Raw genomic sequence first — 15,296 nt, 5'->3', positions numbered from 1 at the left:
TGCGATGGACGAGGACAGGTACGGGCAGGACGTGCTCGCCGGCGACTGGCGCGCCCGCGGCAGGGTCGAGGTGGCGGTGGTCGAGGCCGAGCGCGATCTGGTGGTCGAGGAGGTCGCCTCCGGCTTCGTGGGTGCCGTGCTCGGCGTGGAGCTGCGGATGGTGCGGCTGGAGGACCGGTTCGGCAAGGTCCGCGTGTTCCCGCTGGGGCCCGGGTTCCTCCTCGAGGGGAAGCCCGTGTCGCTGAAGGCGCCCGGGCTGAAGCGCGACGCCGGCCTCGGTCGCGCGCGCTCCGCCTCCGGCTCCTTCCACGTCGCCGACGCGAAGGCGCGGGTCGCCCTGCCCAGCCGCATCTACGTCGAGGGCCGGCACGACGCCGAGCTGGTCGAGAAGGTCTGGGGCCACGACCTGCGGGTCGAGGGCGTCGTCGTCGAGTACATCGAGGGCGTCGACAACCTCGACGAGCTGGTGCGAGAGTTCCGGCCCGGTCCGGGGCGCCGCATCGGCGTGCTCGTCGACCACCTGGTGCGCGGCTCGAAGGAGTCGCGGATCGCCGAGCAGGTCGCCGCCGGTCCGCACGGCGCCCACGTCCTCGTCGTCGGCCACCCCTACATCGACGTCTGGCAGGCCGTGAAGCCCGGCCGGATCGGCCTGGAGCGCTGGCCCGAGATCCCTCGCGGAACCGAGTGGAAGCACGGGATCTGCGAGGCGCTCGGCTGGCCGCACGAGGAGCAGGCCGACATCGCGCGCGCCTGGCAGCGCATCCTCGGCCGGGTGCGCACCTTCCAGGACCTGGAGCCGGCGCTGCTGGGCCGGGTCGAGCAGCTCATCGACTTCGTGACGGAGCCCGCATGACCCGGCACGCGGGGCTCGGCTTCGCCCTCGACGCCGTGCTCGTCCTGGTCTTCGTGCTGATCGGCCGCGGGAGCCACGATGAGGGGTCGGCGCTGATCGGCCTGCTCACCACGCTCTGGCCGTTCCTGGCGGCGCTCCTGCTCGGCTGGGTCGTCACGCGCTCGTGGCGCTCCCCGGACCGGATCGTGCCCGCCGGGCTCGTCGTCTGGGCGGTGACCGTCGCGGGCGGGATGCTCCTGCGGATCGCCTCCGGGCAGGGCGTGCAGTGGAGCTTCGTGATCGTGACGGCCGTCGTGCTGGCCGTGTTCCTCCTCGGCCGCCGCGCTCTGACGCGGCTGATCGCCCGCCGGCGCTAGGCGGACCGGCGGCTCAGCCCACCCGCACCCCGAAGTGCTCCGCGAACAGCGGCAGCAGGAGGCTGAGCTGCAGCTCGGAGAGGGTGGCGCCGCGGAGGCCGTCCAGCCCGGTGAGCACGTGCAGCTCGGCGCCGCGCAGATCGAGGTGCTCAATCCGGGCCCGGGAGAGATCGAGGGAGCGGACGTCGCAGTCGACCAGGCGCAGCCGCGTGCCGGTCGCACCCGCCAGGTCGAGCTCGTCGATCGTGCAGCGCTCGAGCAGCACGTCGCGCACCGCGGCTCCGCGGAGGTTCAGGCAGCCGAGCTTGCAGTCGGCCACGCGCACCTGCTCCCAGGTGCTCTCGTAGAGCTCGGCCGAGCCCAGCCGCGAGGCGAGAAGCTCGACGGATCGGAGCCGGCTCCGCGGCGCCGAGAGCCCGGGGACGTCCAGCCGCTCGAGCCGCGACTCCGCGATCGACGCGGCCCGCAGCTGGGCGCCGTCCAGGACCACTCCCTCCAGCGCGCACTCGCTGAAGGAGGCCGCGGTGAGATCGGCGCCGGTGAGGTCGGTGCCGGCGAAGCGCAGCCCTTCGGCGTGCTCCCGGGCGCCCGTGTCCCCGGCGTACCCCTCGGCGAGGCCGTCGAGGAGGAGGGGGTCGAGCCGGGGAGGAGCGGTCGCGTCGCGCACGCGGCGAGCCTAGTGCTGGCACCATGGCGGCATGCCCCGCCTGCTCGCCGTGTGCCGCGTCGCCCGCCTCCTGCCCGACTCCGGCACGGTCGGCGTGACCGCGATCGACAAGCGGCCGGTCGAGGGCCCCGTCGGAGTGCGCGACCTGGGCCTCTACGGCGACGTGCAGGCCGATCGCGCGCACCACGGCGGCCTCGACAAGGCGCTCTACGCCTACTCCGACGAGGACGCGCTCTGGTGGGCGGAGCGCCTGGGGCGGCCGGTTGCCGCGGGGATGTTCGGCGAGAACCTGCGGATCGCGGGCCTCGACGTGAGCGGAGCCGCGATCGGCGAGCGCTGGCGGATCGGCGAGGCGGTCGAGGTCGAGGTGACGATGCCGCGGACGCCGTGCGCGACGTTCCAGCGGGCCCTCGGAGAGCCCCAGTGGGTGAAGCGCTTCGCCGACGAGGGGCGCACCGGCGCGTACCTGCGGGTGCTGCACCGCGGATCGGTGGAGGCGGGCGACGCCGTCGAGGTCCTGAGCCGGCCCGGGCACGGCGTCCCGGTCGACCGCTGGTACCGCGAGCACAGCCCGGCGGACGCGCAGGCGCTCCTCGAGGCGGAGGAGGCGGGCGCGCTCCGGCCGGCTCCGGCGCTGCGGGCGTCGATCGAGCGGGCGCTCGCCTGACCCGGTCTACTCCCCGCGCGCCTCACGCTTGAGGCGGCGCTTGACCGCTCGCTCCGTGAGCACCGTCAGGTAGTCCTGCACGGGCCGGTCCTGCAGGTCCGCGAGCTCCTCGCGCACGAGCGGCGCGACCTGCTCCTCGGAGTGGTCGGGGAACTTCTTGCGCACGTTCGCGGTCACGTCGCGCACCACCTGGTCGAGATCGAAGTCGGTCGTCATGCGGAGATCCTGGCCCCTCCAGGTGAACAGGAGGGGCGCGGAGCCCACGGCCCCGCGCCCCTCCTCCGTGCCGATGGTCAGCTCGCGGCGACGGCGATCTCGTTCGGCGTGACGTCGAGCTCGCCCGTGGCGACGACCTCTCCCGTGGTGAGGTCGACGGCGTGGATGCTGTCGGCGGCCGGGTCGGTCACGTAGGCGATGTCCCCGGCGACCGTGATCGCGGGGTGCGGGTCCTGCCACTCGACCGGGCTCTCCCAGGCGTCGACGACGGGGTAGGAGGCGGTCAGCTCGCCGGTCTCGGGGTCGAGGACGTGGATCGCGCCGTCCGAGGCGATCATGTACGCCAGGTCGTCGGGGCCGCGGGCGACGCCGCGGAAGGTGTACTCGACGCCCTCGGGCAGGTCGACGACGTCGAGGGTCTTCGCCTCGGTGTCGATCAGCGCCACGCGGTGCAGGAGGTAGCCCTCGGCGTCGCGGTCGTCCTTGTAGTCGCCGACGATGATCGGGCTGGTCTCGCTGACCCAGGCGTTGCCCATGCGGCCGTACGGCTGGTCCGGAGCCTCGAGCTTCGTGATCTCGCCGCCGTCGTAGACCAGGGCGCCGTTCTCGCAGCCGAAGACGACGACCTCGTTCTCGGCCGTGCCCTCTCCGTGGACTCCGGGGCACTGGTCGTTCGTGGCCGTCACGGCGCCGGAGGCGTCGCGCACCTCGATGCCGTTGCGCCCGTCGGCATCACCGACCGTGGTGAGGAAGGTGCCGTCCTCGAGGACGATCGAGACGCCGTGGTGCGCCTCGACTCCCGGGATGGTCTCGGTCTCGGGCATCCCGTCCGAGGACGCCAGGTCGGCGGTCTCGAGGACGGTCGTGTCGCTCGTGCCGTCGGCGTAGAGGACGGTCTTCCCGGCGTGCCGGACGACGTGGCCCGGGGTGTCCGCGGGGAAGACGATGCCCGTCAGCTCCGGCTCGCCGCCGGTCCCGGCGGCGGTGTCGAGGAGCTGGAACCCCTCGCTCATGGTGACCATGACGTGGCGGTCGTCGCCGGCGGGGTTGAGGCGGGTGAACTCCTCGGAGTCCAGGTCCGCGACGGTCTCGAGGGTCTCGCCGTCGAGGACGAGGATGCCGCCCTCGTAGGCGACGGCGACGCGGGCGCCGGCGGCCGCCGCGGCCTCGGTGGCCGGTGCGGTGGACGCCGAGGACTCGGCGGCCGGGGTCGAGCTCGACGAGCAGGCCGCGAGGACCGTGATCGAGCAGGCGGCGATCAGGCCGAGGCCCGCCCGCCGGACGTGGGGATTCTGCATGGGTGCTTCTTCTTCCTGGTGGTGGATCGGAGGGCTCACGGGGAGAGCCCGGTGGCGATGCGCTGCGTGTTGACGCGCATCATGGCGAGGTAGTCGGGAGCGCCGCCCTCGGGCCCCGTCAGGGACTCCGTGAACAGCTCGACCACCTCCACGCGGATGTCGGCCTCGCTCGCCAGCGCCTGGACCAGGCGGTCGGGAGACGAGGACTCCGCGAAGATCGTGGGGACGCCGGTCTGCTCGACCGCGTCGACGAGATCGGCGAGGTCGGAGGCGGACGGCGCCGCGAGGGTCGTGCCTCCCGGGATGACGGCGCCGACGACGTCGAAGTCGAAGCGGTCGGCGAGGTACCCGAAGACGTGGTGGTTGGTGACGAGGGCGCGGCGCTCGGCGGGGATCGCGGCGAACGCCGCGGCCATCTCGGAGTCGAGCCGCTCGAGCTCGGCGCGGTAGCCGTCCGTCCGGTCCCGGACTGCGGTCGGATCGACGCCGTCGAGCGCGGCGAGCACGGGCCCGAGGGAGTCGACGACGTCGATCATCCGGCCGGGGTCCGTCCAGAAGTGCGAGTCCGGGCTCCCCTCCGCGTCGCCCTCGCTGTAGTCGAGGACGTCGACGGCGTCGCCGGCGACGAACGCGGGGACGTCCTCAGCGGAGGCCTCGTCGAGGTGCTGCTGCAGGCCCTCCTCGAGTCCGAGCCCGTTCGAGACGACGAGGTCGGCGGAGCGCAGGCGCGCCGCCTCCTGCGCCGAGATCTCGAAGGAGTGCGGGTCGGCGTCGGGCTTCATCAGCGTGACGACCTGCGCCTCGTCGCCGACGAGCTCGCCCACGACGTCGCCGAGGATGTTGGTGGAGACGATGACGAGGGGCCTCTCGTCCTCCTCCGCGGACGTGCAGCCCGACAGGAGCAGGACCGCCGCGGCGGACGCGAGGGCCCAGCCGCGCCTCATCGGCCCGTCTCCGCCGTGAAGGCCGGCTCGGTGGCGGTCTCGAAGGTGCGGGCGAGGCGCGCGCCGTCCGCGTAGTCGATCTCGTGCAGCTTCCGCTCGGCGGGCGCGCTGAGGTAGGCCCGCTGCTGGTCGGCGATCAGGACGGGCCGCGAGCCGTCCGCGGTCGTGTCCGCGACGAGGGGCGCGGTCTCGGCGAGGACCGCACCGTCGGAGCCGTCGAGCACCAGCACGCGGCCGTCGGCGGCGAGGGCGAGGACGGTCTCGTCCGCGTCGTCCACCGCGGTGACCTGCGCCAGCGAGGCGGGAGAGGGGAGGAGGCTCCAGGAGCGCTCCCGGGTGTCGAGGAGCCAGATGCCCGCGTCCCCGGCGAGGCCGGCGACCGTGGGGCGGCCCTCGCGGTTGTCGAAGGAGGCGGCGGGTGGCGCGGTGGTGCCGGCGGGGTAGGGGATCCGCTCGACGACGAGCTCCTCGTCCTCGATCGACGCCAGGAGTGCGCCGTCGGAGCAGCCGATGACGGCGCCGACGCGGGTGGTGATCGTCCCGGCGGGGTCGGGGCAGACCTCGCGGAGGCCCGTCGGCTCGCCGTCCGAGTCGTAGCCGGCGACGGCCGCTCCGGATCCGGACCCCTCGGTCACCAGTGCGGACGAGCCGACGGGCACGACCATCCCGGGTCCGGGCTCGACGTCCTTCCGGAACCGCTCGACGATCGCGCCCTTCGACAGCGCCTCGGTGTCGAGGAGGACCGCCTCGCCGGAGTCGGGGAAGAAGAGTCCGGTTCCGCCGGTGGTCGAGAGGTTCGTCGTGGCGACGACGGCCGTCCCGGAGCCCTCGACCGTGCCGATCAGGCGGGGGTCCGCGCGGTAGTAGTGGAAGTGGTCCACGTGGTCCCAGGTCCACACGCCGCTGTCGACGATCTCGACGCCCGCATCGGTCTGGGCGAAGAGGTAGCGGCCGTCGGTCGTCATCGCGCTCGGTGCGCCGATGGTGCCGAGGCCGGTGACCGTCTCGTCGAGGAGGTCGAGGTGCGACACGGCGCCCGACGGGTCGATCGACGTCAGCCCCAGGCGCGACTCGGCGAGCTCGGCGGCGTTCGCGACGGCGCCGTGGCCGGAGCCCGTGTCGTCCGCGGCCGGCGCGGAGGCATCGGTCGAGCAGGCGGCCAGGCCCAGCGCGAGAGCGCCCAGGAGGACGGTGGAGGCGGTGGTTCGGGAGTGCACGGAGTCCTTTCGAGGGTGAGCGGGGGAGGAGCGGTGCCGGCAGGGCCTCATGCGGCGACCGGCTGAGGGCCCGACCGGGTCGCGAGGGCCGACGCGGCCCAGCGGATCGCCCAGGACACCGCGGCGACCGCGATGGCCGTGCCGGCGACCGAGGCGCCCGCGGCCGTGGCCGCGTGCCAGGAGACGAGCAGGCCGACGAGCACGGAGGCCGCGCCGAGGACCGACGCGAGCAGCATCCGGGTCGGGATGCGCGTGGTCCAGTGACCGGCGGCCACCGCGGGAGCCAGCAGGAGCCCGACGACGAGGAGCGAGCCGACCGCCTGGTAGGAGGCGACGACGGCGAGAGTCACCAGGCCGACCAGCGCGGCCTGAGCCGAGCGCGGCCCGAGGCCGAGCACCGCGGCGATGCGCGGATCCAGCGCCAGGGCGACGAGCGGGCGGTGGAAGGCCGCTGCGACGAGGAGGCCGGCTCCGGCGGCGGCGGCGAGCAGCCCGATGTCGACGGGGGTGATCGCGAGGATGTCGCCGAAGAGGATCGAGGTCGCGTCCGTGGCGAAGCTGCCCGAGTGCGAGATCACGATGACCCCCAGCGCCAGCATGGCGACGAAGAGCAGGCCGATGCTGGTGTCGTAGGACAGTCGTCCGCGCCGCTGCAGGGCCGCGATGCCGAGGCTCATCAGCACCGCGCTGGCTGCGCCGCCCACGAGGACGGGCGCGCCGAGCACCGTCGCGAGGGCGACGCCGGGGAGCATCCCGTGGGCGAGCGCCTCGCCGAGGAAGGCCATCCCGCGGAGGACCACCCAGGTGCCGACGACGCCGCAGAGGACCGCGACGAGGACGCCGCCGAGGAGGGCGCGCTGGAGGAAGTCGAGAGCGAACGGCTCGAGGATTCCGGCGAGGAGGCTGGGCATGGTGCCCGACCGTACACGATAATGAGAACAGTTATCACTCCTGTACGCTCGTCGGGATGGACGTCTCACCCCTGCCCGAGCCCCCGGTCCGCCTCCGAGGCGCTCACGTCGACTTCGGCTCCCGCCGCGCTCTCGCGGGGGTCGATCTCGACGTCGCCGCGCGCTCGCTCACCGTGATCGCCGGGCCGAACGGCGCCGGCAAGTCGACGCTCCTGGAGGTGATCGCGGGAGTGCGTCCACTGACGTCCGGCACGCGGGACGTCACCGGAGCGATCGCCTTCGTGCCGCAGCGGGCGTCGATCCCGGACCGCCTCCCGGTGACGGTGCGCGACGTGGTCGCGGTGGGCACCTGGGGTCGGCTCGGCCGCCTCCGCCGCAGCGACGCGCGCGCGGCGGACGCGATCGCCGCCGCGCTCGAGCGGATGGAGATCGCCGCGCTCGCCCGGGAGCCCTTCGCGGTGCTCTCCGGCGGTCAGCGGCAGCGGGCGCTCCTCGCCCAGGGGCTCGCCCGCGGGGCCGGCCTGCTGCTCCTGGACGAGCCCACCACCGGCCTCGACTCGGCGAGCGCGGAGCGGATCCGGTCGGTCCTGCGCGCGGAGGCGGACCGCGGCGCGACCGTGGTCTGCGTCTCGCACGACCCCTCCGTGCTGGCCGATGCCGACCGCGTCGTCGGACTCGTCGACGGGTCCGGCGGACCGATCCGTCACCCGCGGCCCGTGAGGCGGGGGCGCACGGGCCGTCCGTGACGGATCGCACCTGAGCGACGGGCCGCGGGCTGGGAGGATGGGGGGATGACCTCGACGCTGCTCGACCGGATGCCGACGCCCGACGCGGACGGGCGCGTCGACGACGACGCGGTCTACCTGGCCTTCACCGAGTGGGCGGAGTCGCGCGGCCTCCCGCTCTACCCGGCGCAGGACGAGTCCATGCTCGAGATCGCCTCCGGCTCCAACCTGATCCTCTCGACGCCCACCGGCACCGGGAAGTCGCTCGTCGCGATCGGCGCGCACGCCGCGGCGCTCGCCTCCGGACGCCGCAGCTTCTACACGGCGCCGATCAAGGCGCTCGTCTCCGAGAAGTTCTTCGCGCTGGTCGACGTCTTCGGCGCCTCCAACGTCGGGATGGTCACCGGCGACTCCTCGGTGAACGCCGACGCGCCGATCATCTGCTGCACGGCCGAGATCCTCGCGAACCTCGCGCTCCGGCACGGCGAGGACACCCCGGTCGACCAGGTCGTGATGGACGAGTTCCACTTCTACGCGGACCCGGCGCGCGGCTGGGCGTGGCAGGTGCCGCTGCTCACCCTCCCGCACGTGCAGTTCGTGCTGATGTCGGCGACCCTCGGCGACGTGACGGCGCTCGCCGCCGACCTCAGCCGCCGCACGGGCCGGGAGACCGCCCGGGTCACCGGCGTGGAGCGCCCGGTGCCGCTGCACTACTTCTACGAGATCGCGCCGATCCACGACTCCATCGAGGAGCTGCTCTCGACGAACCAGTCGCCGGTCTACGTCGTGCACTTCTCGCAGGCGGCCGCTCTCGAGCGCGCGCAGGCGCTCACCAGCGCGAACATCGCCACCCGCGAGCACCGCGACCGCATCGCCGAGGTGATCGGCGGCTTCCGCTTCACCACCGCGTTCGGCAAGACCCTCTCCCGGCTGCTCCGGCTGGGGATCGGCGTGCACCACGCGGGCATGCTGCCGAAGTACCGCCGCCTGGTCGAGCAGCTCGCCCAGCAGGGCATGCTGCGCGTGATCTGCGGCACGGACACCCTCGGCGTCGGCATCAACGTCCCCATCCGCACCGTGCTGCTCACTGCGCTGACCAAGTACGACGGCACCCGGACCCGCCAGCTCTCGGCCCGCGAGTTCCACCAGATCGCCGGCCGCGCCGGTCGCGCGGGGTACGACACCGCCGGGACCGTGGTCGTGCAGGCCCCCGAGCACGAGTCCGAGAACCGGAAGGCTCTCGACAAGATGGGCGACGACCCGAAGAAGCGGAGGAAGTGGGTCGCCAAGCGCGCGCCGCAGGGCTTCGTCAGCTGGGGCGAGCCGAGCTTCCGCAAGCTCGTCGACGCCGAGCCCGAGACGCTGACCTCGCACATGACGATCACGTCGGCGATGCTGCTGAACGTGATCGCCCGCGGCGGCGACGCCTACGCGAACGTGCACGCCCTGATCTTCGACAACCACGAGCCGTGGAAGCGGCAGCTGCAGCTCGCCCGCCGGGCGCTCGGCATCTACCGGACGCTGCGGGAGGCGGGCGTGGTCGAGCAGAGCGTCGGCGCCGACGGCGTGACCCGCATCCGCCTGACCGTCGACCTGCAGCCGAACTTCGCGCTCAACCAGCCGCTCTCGCCGTTCGCGCTGGCCGTGTTCGACGTTCTCGACCCGGAGTCGCCGAGCTTCGCGCTCGACGTGATCTCGGTGCTCGAGGCGACCCTCGACGACCCGCGCCCGATCCTGGGGGCCCAGCAGTTCCAGGCCCGCGGCGAGGCCGTCGCCGCGATGAAGGCCGAGGGGATCGAGTACGAGGAGCGGATGGAGCTGCTCGAGTCCGTCACGCACCCCAAGCCGCTCGAGGAGCTCCTCGAGGCGACGTTCGAGACCTACACCGCCGCGCAGCCGTGGGTGAAGGACTTCGAGCTCTCGCCGAAGTCGGTCGTGCGCGACATGTACGAGCGGGCGATGTCCTTCGGCGAGTACACCGCGTTCTACAAGCTCTCCCGCTCGGAGGGACTGGTGCTGCGCTACCTGTCCGACGCGTTCCGCGCGGCCCGGCAGACCATCCCCGACGAGCTGAAGAACGAGGAGCTGCACGACCTGATCGAGTGGCTGGGCGAGCTCGTGCGCCAGGTCGACTCCTCGCTGGTCGACGAGTGGGAGGAGCTGGTCAATCCGGCGCTCCACGCGGCGGACCAGGCGATCGTGCCGCCCGCTCCGCGCCGCCTCACCGCGAACCACCGCGCCTTCCGCGTGCTGGTGCGCAACGAGATGTTCCGCCGGGTGACCCTCGCCGCCCTCGACGACCACGAGGCGCTCGGCGAGCTCGACGCCACCGCCGGCTTCGACGCCGACGCGTGGGGTGCCGCGCTGGACGACTACTACGACGAGCACGACAGCATCGGCATCGGGCCCGACGCCCGGGGGCCGAAGATGCTGCTCGTCACGGAGGAGCCGACGCAGTGGCTCGTGCGGCAGATCCTCGACGATCCGGCCGGCGACCACGACTGGGGGATCTCGGCGACCGTCGACCTCGCCGAGTCGGACGAGCAGGGTGCGGCCGTCGTCCGCGTCACCTCGGTCGGCCGCCTGGATTGATCAGCGGCCGCGCTTCTCCCGGCGCTGCATCTCGGCGGCGATGTCCGCCTCGGTGATCTCCTTGCGGGCGGGACCCCAGATCGACGCGGCCTGGCCGACGACGCCGATCCCGATCCCGATCATCGGCCAGATCGGCCAGAAGTAGCCGTCGGCCCCTGTGCCGACCCAGACGGCGGTCGTGATCGCCGAGACGCTCGCCCATCCGCCGACCGACCCCAGGAAGTCGCGGCGCCGCTTGACCTCCCGCACGGCGAGAGCGCGCTCGGCGTCCTCGACGCGGGCGGTCTCCACCTCCTCGCCGGAGGCGGCCGCCGGGACGACCTCCGCGGACCGGTCTCGCCGGGCGGACGGATCCGGAGTTCCCCACTCGTTCGTCATGCGGCCAGCCTACGCACGGGCCGTCGGCAGCGGTACGCGGGCTTCAGGCGGCGGTACGCGGGCTCAGGGGGCGGCCGCCTGCTCCGGCTGGCAGTGCGGGCACCACCAGGTGCGGCGCTGCTCGGGGTCGTCGCGGACCTCGTCGCGGACGAGCACCGTCGTGCCGCAGCGCAGGCACGGGCGCCCGGCGCGCCCCGCGACCCAGTGCCGCTCGCCGCGGCGGGTGTCGCCGGTGGTGGTCTGGAACATCCCGGGGATGGTGACGGAGGCGCGGAGGCCTCTCGCCGCGGTCGCCACGAGGGCGCGGACGTCGAGGGAGCCGATCGGCCGCCAGGGCCAGGCTCCGCGGAGGAAGCAGACCTCGTTGGCCCAGAGGTTGCCGAGGCCCGCGAGGCAGCGCTGGTCGAGGAGTGCGGCGACGACGGGCCGGTCCGGGAGGCGGGAGAGGCGCCGGACGGCCTCGTCGGCGTCCCAGTCCGCGCGGAGCGGGTCGGGCCCGAGGGGCCCGACGGCGCGCGGCTCGTCGCGGGTGGCGAGGAGCTCGACGACCGGGAGGTCGATGCCCCACACGGTCGAGCCGTCGTCGAGGCGGAGGCGGACGCGGACGTCCTGCTGCACCGAGCGGGGGACCGCTCGGCCGGGAGCGGTCACGGTCCAGGAGCCCTGCATCCGCAGGTGGGTGTGCAGGGTGGTTCCGCCGGAGAAGCGGGTGAGGAGGTGCTTGCCGTGGGTGTCGTGCTCGAGGATCCTCAGCCCGGCGAGGGAGGTGCCGGCCGCGTCCCCGGAGCGCAGCTCGCCCTCGAGGACGGTGCGACCGTCCGCCGCCCGCCTGAGGCGGGCGGCGAGACGGTGCACACTGTCTCCCTCGGGCATCCCCGAACTCTAGGAGCCGGAGCTCGTCGAGGTCAGGGGTCGCGCGGGATCAGGCGCCGCGGTACGCCTGCTTGTAGACGCGCTCGGTGCCGTCGGGCGCGGTGACCTCGATCGTCGCCGTGCCGGCCTTGATGGGCTTGAAGACGGTCACGGTCTTCACCGTGAACGACTGGCCGGGCTTGACCGTCTTCTTCGTCTTGCTGCCGTACGCCGTCGTGATCTCGATCGAGACCGTCTCGTCGCCGTTGTTCACCGCCGACACCGTCAGCGTCCGCACGACGGCGAGGCGCTTGGTGGAGGCGGTGGTCGCGACGTCGATGACCGTGACGGGCTCGGGCTCCGGGTCCGTCTGGGTCTCGGGCAGGTCGAGGCCGACGACGACCGGGTCGTGGTCGCTGGAGCGGTACGCCGAGGTGTCGTAGAAGATCGTCGCGTTGTAGTCGTAGCGGCTGTACTCCAGTGCCACGGACTCGCCGCTGTTGATGTTCCAGGTGTCGACCCCGGTGACCGTCCTGTCGGCCGCGGGCGAGGCGAAGACGTGGTCCAGCGAGCCGACCGCGCCGTCGAACGAGTACGAGTACTTGCCGTCCTTCGCACCCTGGTCGATGTAGCCGGCGTCGGTGATCACCTTCACCGGGTCCTCCTTCGAGTAGGCGTTGAAGTCGCCCAGCAGGTAGACGAGCTCGGTGGCCTTCTCGGTGCGGAGGCGGTCGGCGAAGGCGACGAGGGCGGTCGCCTGCTTCACGCGCGAGGCGTTCGAGGCGCCCTGGCCGTCGCCCTGGTCGGCGTCGGCGCCGGATCCGGAGCCCTTCGACTTGAAGTGGTTCACGATCGCGACGAACTCGCTGGCGCTGTCGCCGAGGAGGCGGAACTCCTGGGCGAGGGGCTTGCGGGCGTTCGAGAAGTTCACCGTGTCGTTGAGCACGACGGACTCGCCGACCGGCTCGATGACGGCCTTCTTGTAGATGAAGGCGGTGCGGATGACGTCCTCGTCCGCGAGCGCGGGGAGCGCTGCGGGGGAGGGGACGTAGGCCCAGACCTCGGAGCCTGCCGCCGTGTTCAGCGCGGCGGTCAGGGTGGCGAGGGCTTCGTCGCGCGGCTTGCCGAACTTGGCCGAGTTCTCGATCTCCTCGAGCGAGACGACGCCCGCGCCGAGGGTGTTGATCGCGGTCACGATCTTGGCCTGCTGGCGCTCGAGGTCGTCGGCGTTCGCCGCTCCGCGGGCGTCGCAGCCGCTGTTGACCGTGACGGGGTCGCCGTCGCGGTCGGTGTAGAAGGTGCAGCCGGTGATCGAGTCGCCGGTGGTGGAGAAGTAGTTGAGCACGTTGAAGGACGCGATCGAGAGGTCGCCGCCGACGGCCTCGGGCTTCGCGGTCCGGGTGTTCGCGAACGTCGCGGGCTGCACGTCGCCGGCGTTCTCGACGGTCAGCTGCGTGGTGGGCTGGAAGGCCCAGCCGCCGTTGCGGTAGTCGAGGACGACGGGGCGGGCGAAGGTCGCCGGAGCACCCACGCGGATCGGCGCGGTCGGGGTGAGGTAGGGCAGCGGGATCGCCTTGTTCGCGGCGGCGCCGAGGAAGTTGATCGAGGCGCCGTCGTCGAGCGTGATCGCGCGGGCGGCGTTGTCGGCGACGACGGCGGCGAGCTCCGGTGAGCCGGGGCGGGCGACCTCGGTCGGCGTGAGCAGCGGGGACGTGCCGGCGGCGAGGCCGACCGAGCCGAAGCTGTTCAGGTCGAAGGTGTCGGTGACGGTGTAGGCGCCCTGCGGAGCGATCAGCATGCTCTCGAGCACCTCGCGCTCGGCGGCGGTGCGGTGGAGCGCGACAGCGGCCGGGACCGGCGCAGCGGCGGCGTCGAGCTTGACGACGGTCGCGGCCGAGGTCGGGGTGAGCTCGGTCAGGCCGTTGTACTCGCTCACCTCGCCGGTGATGCGCAGGTGGTCGCCGATCGCGACCGACCCGACGGAGGCGGAGGAGAAGACGAAGACGGCGTCGGAGGCCGTGCGCGAGCTCTCGCCGCCGGTGCCGGGGGTCTGGATGACGTAGCCGTTGTAGCCGCCGGACGGGTAGCGGGCGGTGACGACGCCGGAGGTGGTGACGGTGCTGCCGACGAGCGGCGACGCGTCGCCGGTGCCCTGGATCTCCGCGATGGAGACGGCCGGGATCTCGGCCGGCGGGGTCGTCGGGGGAGTGGTCGGCGGGGTCGTCGTCGGCGGCGAGGTGGGCTCGGGCTCGGATCCTCCGCCTGCGGCCTGCGGGGTCGGTGCGCCGAGCGCGAAGTCGGCCGAGTTGACGTCGGTGTCGCCGGTGGCGGTGTCCGCGCGGGCGATCGTCTGGGTGAGGGAGGGGACCGTGGCGACGGACGACTCGAAGGTGTTCGAGGTGCCGTAGCCGACGAGGTCGATCACCGCGTCCGGCTGGGCGGCGGCGCCGGTGGGCGGCGCCACGAGCGCCGAGGTCCCGTCGACGAGGAAGAGGGTGCCACCCGCGGCGGCCATGTTGAGGCCGTTCGCGCTCTGGTCGGGCGTCGGCAGGGCCGCGCCGTTGGTGCCGTTGCTGGCGCCGGCGAGCAGGAAGTGGCCGCCCGCGGGCACCGAGCCGGTGAGCGGCACGGTCGTGGTGGGGTTCGCGGTGCCGGTCGCCGAGCGGTACTGGATCGAGAGGCCGCCGAGGGCGATCTCGGCGGCGGTGGGGTTGTAGAGCTCCACGTAGCGGTTGCTGAACGCGGCGCCGGCGGAGCCTCCGCGGGCGAAGACCTCGCTGATGACGAGCTCGTCGCCCGAGGGCGAGGCCGCGGCGGAGGTCGCGACCAGCGGAGCGGCCGCCAGGGCCAGGCCGGTCAGGGCCGCCAGGCCGAGCCCGCGCCTCCGGCGGCGGTCGGGCGGGGTGGGAGAGTCGGGCATGGTGGTCCTCTCGATCGCCGCTCGGAAGAGCGGTCGCAGCGTCGTCGCCGCGCGGCGCGGCCGGCGCACCCCCGGAAGGGGCACGCATGGTCACGCTATGCAGTGCGGGTGCCCGGCCTGTGAACCGGACGTTTCATGAACGTAAACTCATCCACCGACATCGGGGCGCGCGGGTGCCGCTCGCGGCGCGTTCGCGGCTTCGCGGGTCACACTCGTCGGATGATCTCCTTCGAGCTGGCCCGTGCCCTGCGCACGGCGGGCGTGCGCTGGACGCCCCGCACCGGTGACCGCTTCCGCATCGAGCGGGAGGGCTTCGACGGCGACGTCTTCACCGTCAGCGACATGACCATCGAGGCGCACGAGTACCCGAGCGGGACCGTCCTCGGCTTCAACGGCACCACGGAATGGGCACTCGACTCCGTCTCTTTGGAGGACTCGCTCTGGCTGCCGCGGGAGGACCAGCTGCGCGAGCTCCTCCGCGGGACCTTCCGCTCCCTCCGTCGCCTCGCGGAGCCGGAGGCGCGGTTCGCCGTCGAGGTCGAGCTCGGCGGGCGGGCGCGGACCTTCGAGGACGCGGCGGCAGAGAACGCCTATGCGGAGGCGCTGCTCGCGCTGGTCAGCTCGGTCGCGGTCGACCTCGACGACGTGGACGAGCTGGATGCGGCCGATGAGCCCGACCGGGCGGCCGAGCGGGCCTGAG

Annotated in this window: 15 protein-coding genes; 6 read left to right on the top strand and 9 right to left on the bottom strand. The window is 73.3% G+C overall.

The genetic code is table 11. The annotated features are described in order from the left end of the window. Positions 1 to 4 precede the first annotated feature (4 nt). Together GTU71_RS07670 and GTU71_RS07665 are read left to right on the top strand one after the other, a co-directional pair. Positions 5 to 853, top strand: a complete 849-nt coding sequence (locus GTU71_RS07670; RefSeq protein ID WP_104226898.1) for a DUF3097 domain-containing protein — start codon at positions 5 to 7, stop codon at positions 851 to 853. Beyond that, the gene (locus tag GTU71_RS07665) at positions 850 to 1,209 is read left to right on the top strand and encodes a DUF3054 domain-containing protein (protein ID WP_104250613.1); all 360 of its coding nucleotides are present in this window, start codon (positions 850 to 852) and stop codon (positions 1,207 to 1,209) included. The genes GTU71_RS07670 and GTU71_RS07665 overlap by 4 nt, the downstream gene beginning before the upstream one ends. 13 nt (positions 1,210 to 1,222) lie before the next feature. Here GTU71_RS07665 and GTU71_RS07660 read toward each other — a convergent pair whose 3' ends face one another. Further along, positions 1,223 to 1,876: a pentapeptide repeat-containing protein gene (locus GTU71_RS07660; RefSeq protein ID WP_159939595.1), complete on the bottom strand. Its 654-nt coding sequence runs from the start codon at positions 1,874 to 1,876 to the stop codon at positions 1,223 to 1,225. Positions 1,877 to 1,907: 31 nt separating this feature from the next. Here GTU71_RS07660 and GTU71_RS07655 point away from each other — a divergent pair, with 31 nt between their 5' ends. Beyond that, positions 1,908 to 2,543: an MOSC domain-containing protein gene (locus GTU71_RS07655; protein ID WP_104267522.1), complete on the top strand. Its 636-nt coding sequence runs from the start codon at positions 1,908 to 1,910 to the stop codon at positions 2,541 to 2,543. 6 nt (positions 2,544 to 2,549) lie between these two features. Here the strand turns inward: GTU71_RS07655 and GTU71_RS07650 are convergent, their stop codons facing one another. The 5 genes from GTU71_RS07650 to aztB all read right to left on the bottom strand — a co-directional run bounded on the left by GTU71_RS07650 (position 2,550) and on the right by aztB (position 7,129). Continuing rightward, a complete protein-coding gene (locus tag GTU71_RS07650; protein WP_104262881.1) occupies positions 2,550 to 2,759 on the bottom strand; it encodes a hypothetical protein in 210 nt (69 codons plus the stop codon). Between the two features lie 77 nt (positions 2,760 to 2,836). Continuing rightward, entirely contained in the window at positions 2,837 to 4,057 is a 1,221-nt protein-coding gene (gene aztD, locus GTU71_RS07645) for a zinc metallochaperone AztD (protein WP_159939594.1), read from the bottom strand. Between the two features lie 35 nt (positions 4,058 to 4,092). Beyond that, on the bottom strand, positions 4,093 to 5,001 hold the full coding sequence (gene aztC / locus GTU71_RS07640) for a zinc ABC transporter substrate-binding protein AztC (protein ID WP_159939593.1): 909 nt from the start codon (positions 4,999 to 5,001) through the stop codon (positions 4,093 to 4,095). Continuing rightward, positions 4,998 to 6,218, bottom strand: a complete 1,221-nt coding sequence (locus tag GTU71_RS07635) for an ABC transporter (RefSeq protein WP_159939592.1) — start codon at positions 6,216 to 6,218, stop codon at positions 4,998 to 5,000. Before GTU71_RS07635 ends, aztC begins: the two co-directional genes overlap by 4 nt. Before the next feature lie 47 nt (positions 6,219 to 6,265). Continuing rightward, entirely contained in the window at positions 6,266 to 7,129 is an 864-nt protein-coding gene (gene aztB / locus GTU71_RS07630) for a zinc ABC transporter permease AztB (protein ID WP_159939591.1), read from the bottom strand. Positions 7,130 to 7,185: 56 nt separating this feature from the next. On the opposite strand from aztB, the gene aztA reads away from it, so the two are divergent. Continuing rightward, complete coding sequence (aztA, locus tag GTU71_RS07625; protein WP_159939590.1) at positions 7,186 to 7,875, top strand: zinc ABC transporter ATP-binding protein AztA; 690 nt, start codon at positions 7,186 to 7,188, stop codon at positions 7,873 to 7,875. Between the two features lie 45 nt (positions 7,876 to 7,920). Next, positions 7,921 to 10,446, top strand: coding sequence for a DEAD/DEAH box helicase (locus GTU71_RS07620; protein WP_159939589.1), 2,526 nt, complete (start codon positions 7,921 to 7,923; stop codon positions 10,444 to 10,446). On the opposite strand, the gene GTU71_RS07615 is transcribed toward GTU71_RS07620, so the two are convergent. The 3 genes from GTU71_RS07615 to GTU71_RS07605 form a co-directional block, all read right to left on the bottom strand. Then, positions 10,447 to 10,824, bottom strand: coding sequence for a 2TM domain-containing protein (locus GTU71_RS07615; RefSeq protein ID WP_104222259.1), 378 nt, complete (start codon positions 10,822 to 10,824; stop codon positions 10,447 to 10,449). Positions 10,825 to 10,887: 63 nt separating this feature from the next. Then, the gene (locus GTU71_RS07610; RefSeq protein ID WP_159939588.1) at positions 10,888 to 11,697 is read right to left on the bottom strand and encodes a DNA-formamidopyrimidine glycosylase family protein; all 810 of its coding nucleotides are present in this window, start codon (positions 11,695 to 11,697) and stop codon (positions 10,888 to 10,890) included. Positions 11,698 to 11,746: 49 nt separating this feature from the next. Continuing rightward, complete coding sequence (locus GTU71_RS07605) at positions 11,747 to 14,596, bottom strand: ExeM/NucH family extracellular endonuclease (protein WP_159939587.1); 2,850 nt, start codon at positions 14,594 to 14,596, stop codon at positions 11,747 to 11,749. A 219-nt stretch (positions 14,597 to 14,815) separates the two neighbouring features. On the opposite strand from GTU71_RS07605, the gene GTU71_RS07600 reads away from it, so the two are divergent. Beyond that, positions 14,816 to 15,295, top strand: a complete 480-nt coding sequence (locus GTU71_RS07600; RefSeq protein ID WP_244230665.1) for a pilus assembly protein CpaE — start codon at positions 14,816 to 14,818, stop codon at positions 15,293 to 15,295. The last annotated feature ends 1 nt before the right edge of the window (position 15,296 follow it).

Origin of the sequence: Rathayibacter sp. VKM Ac-2762 (genome assembly GCF_009866585.1) — a bacterium.
Taxonomy (GTDB): domain Bacteria; phylum Actinomycetota; class Actinomycetes; order Actinomycetales; family Microbacteriaceae; genus Rathayibacter.
Note: the sequence above shows the minus strand (reverse complement) of the source record. Positions and strands in the feature narration are given on the sequence as shown.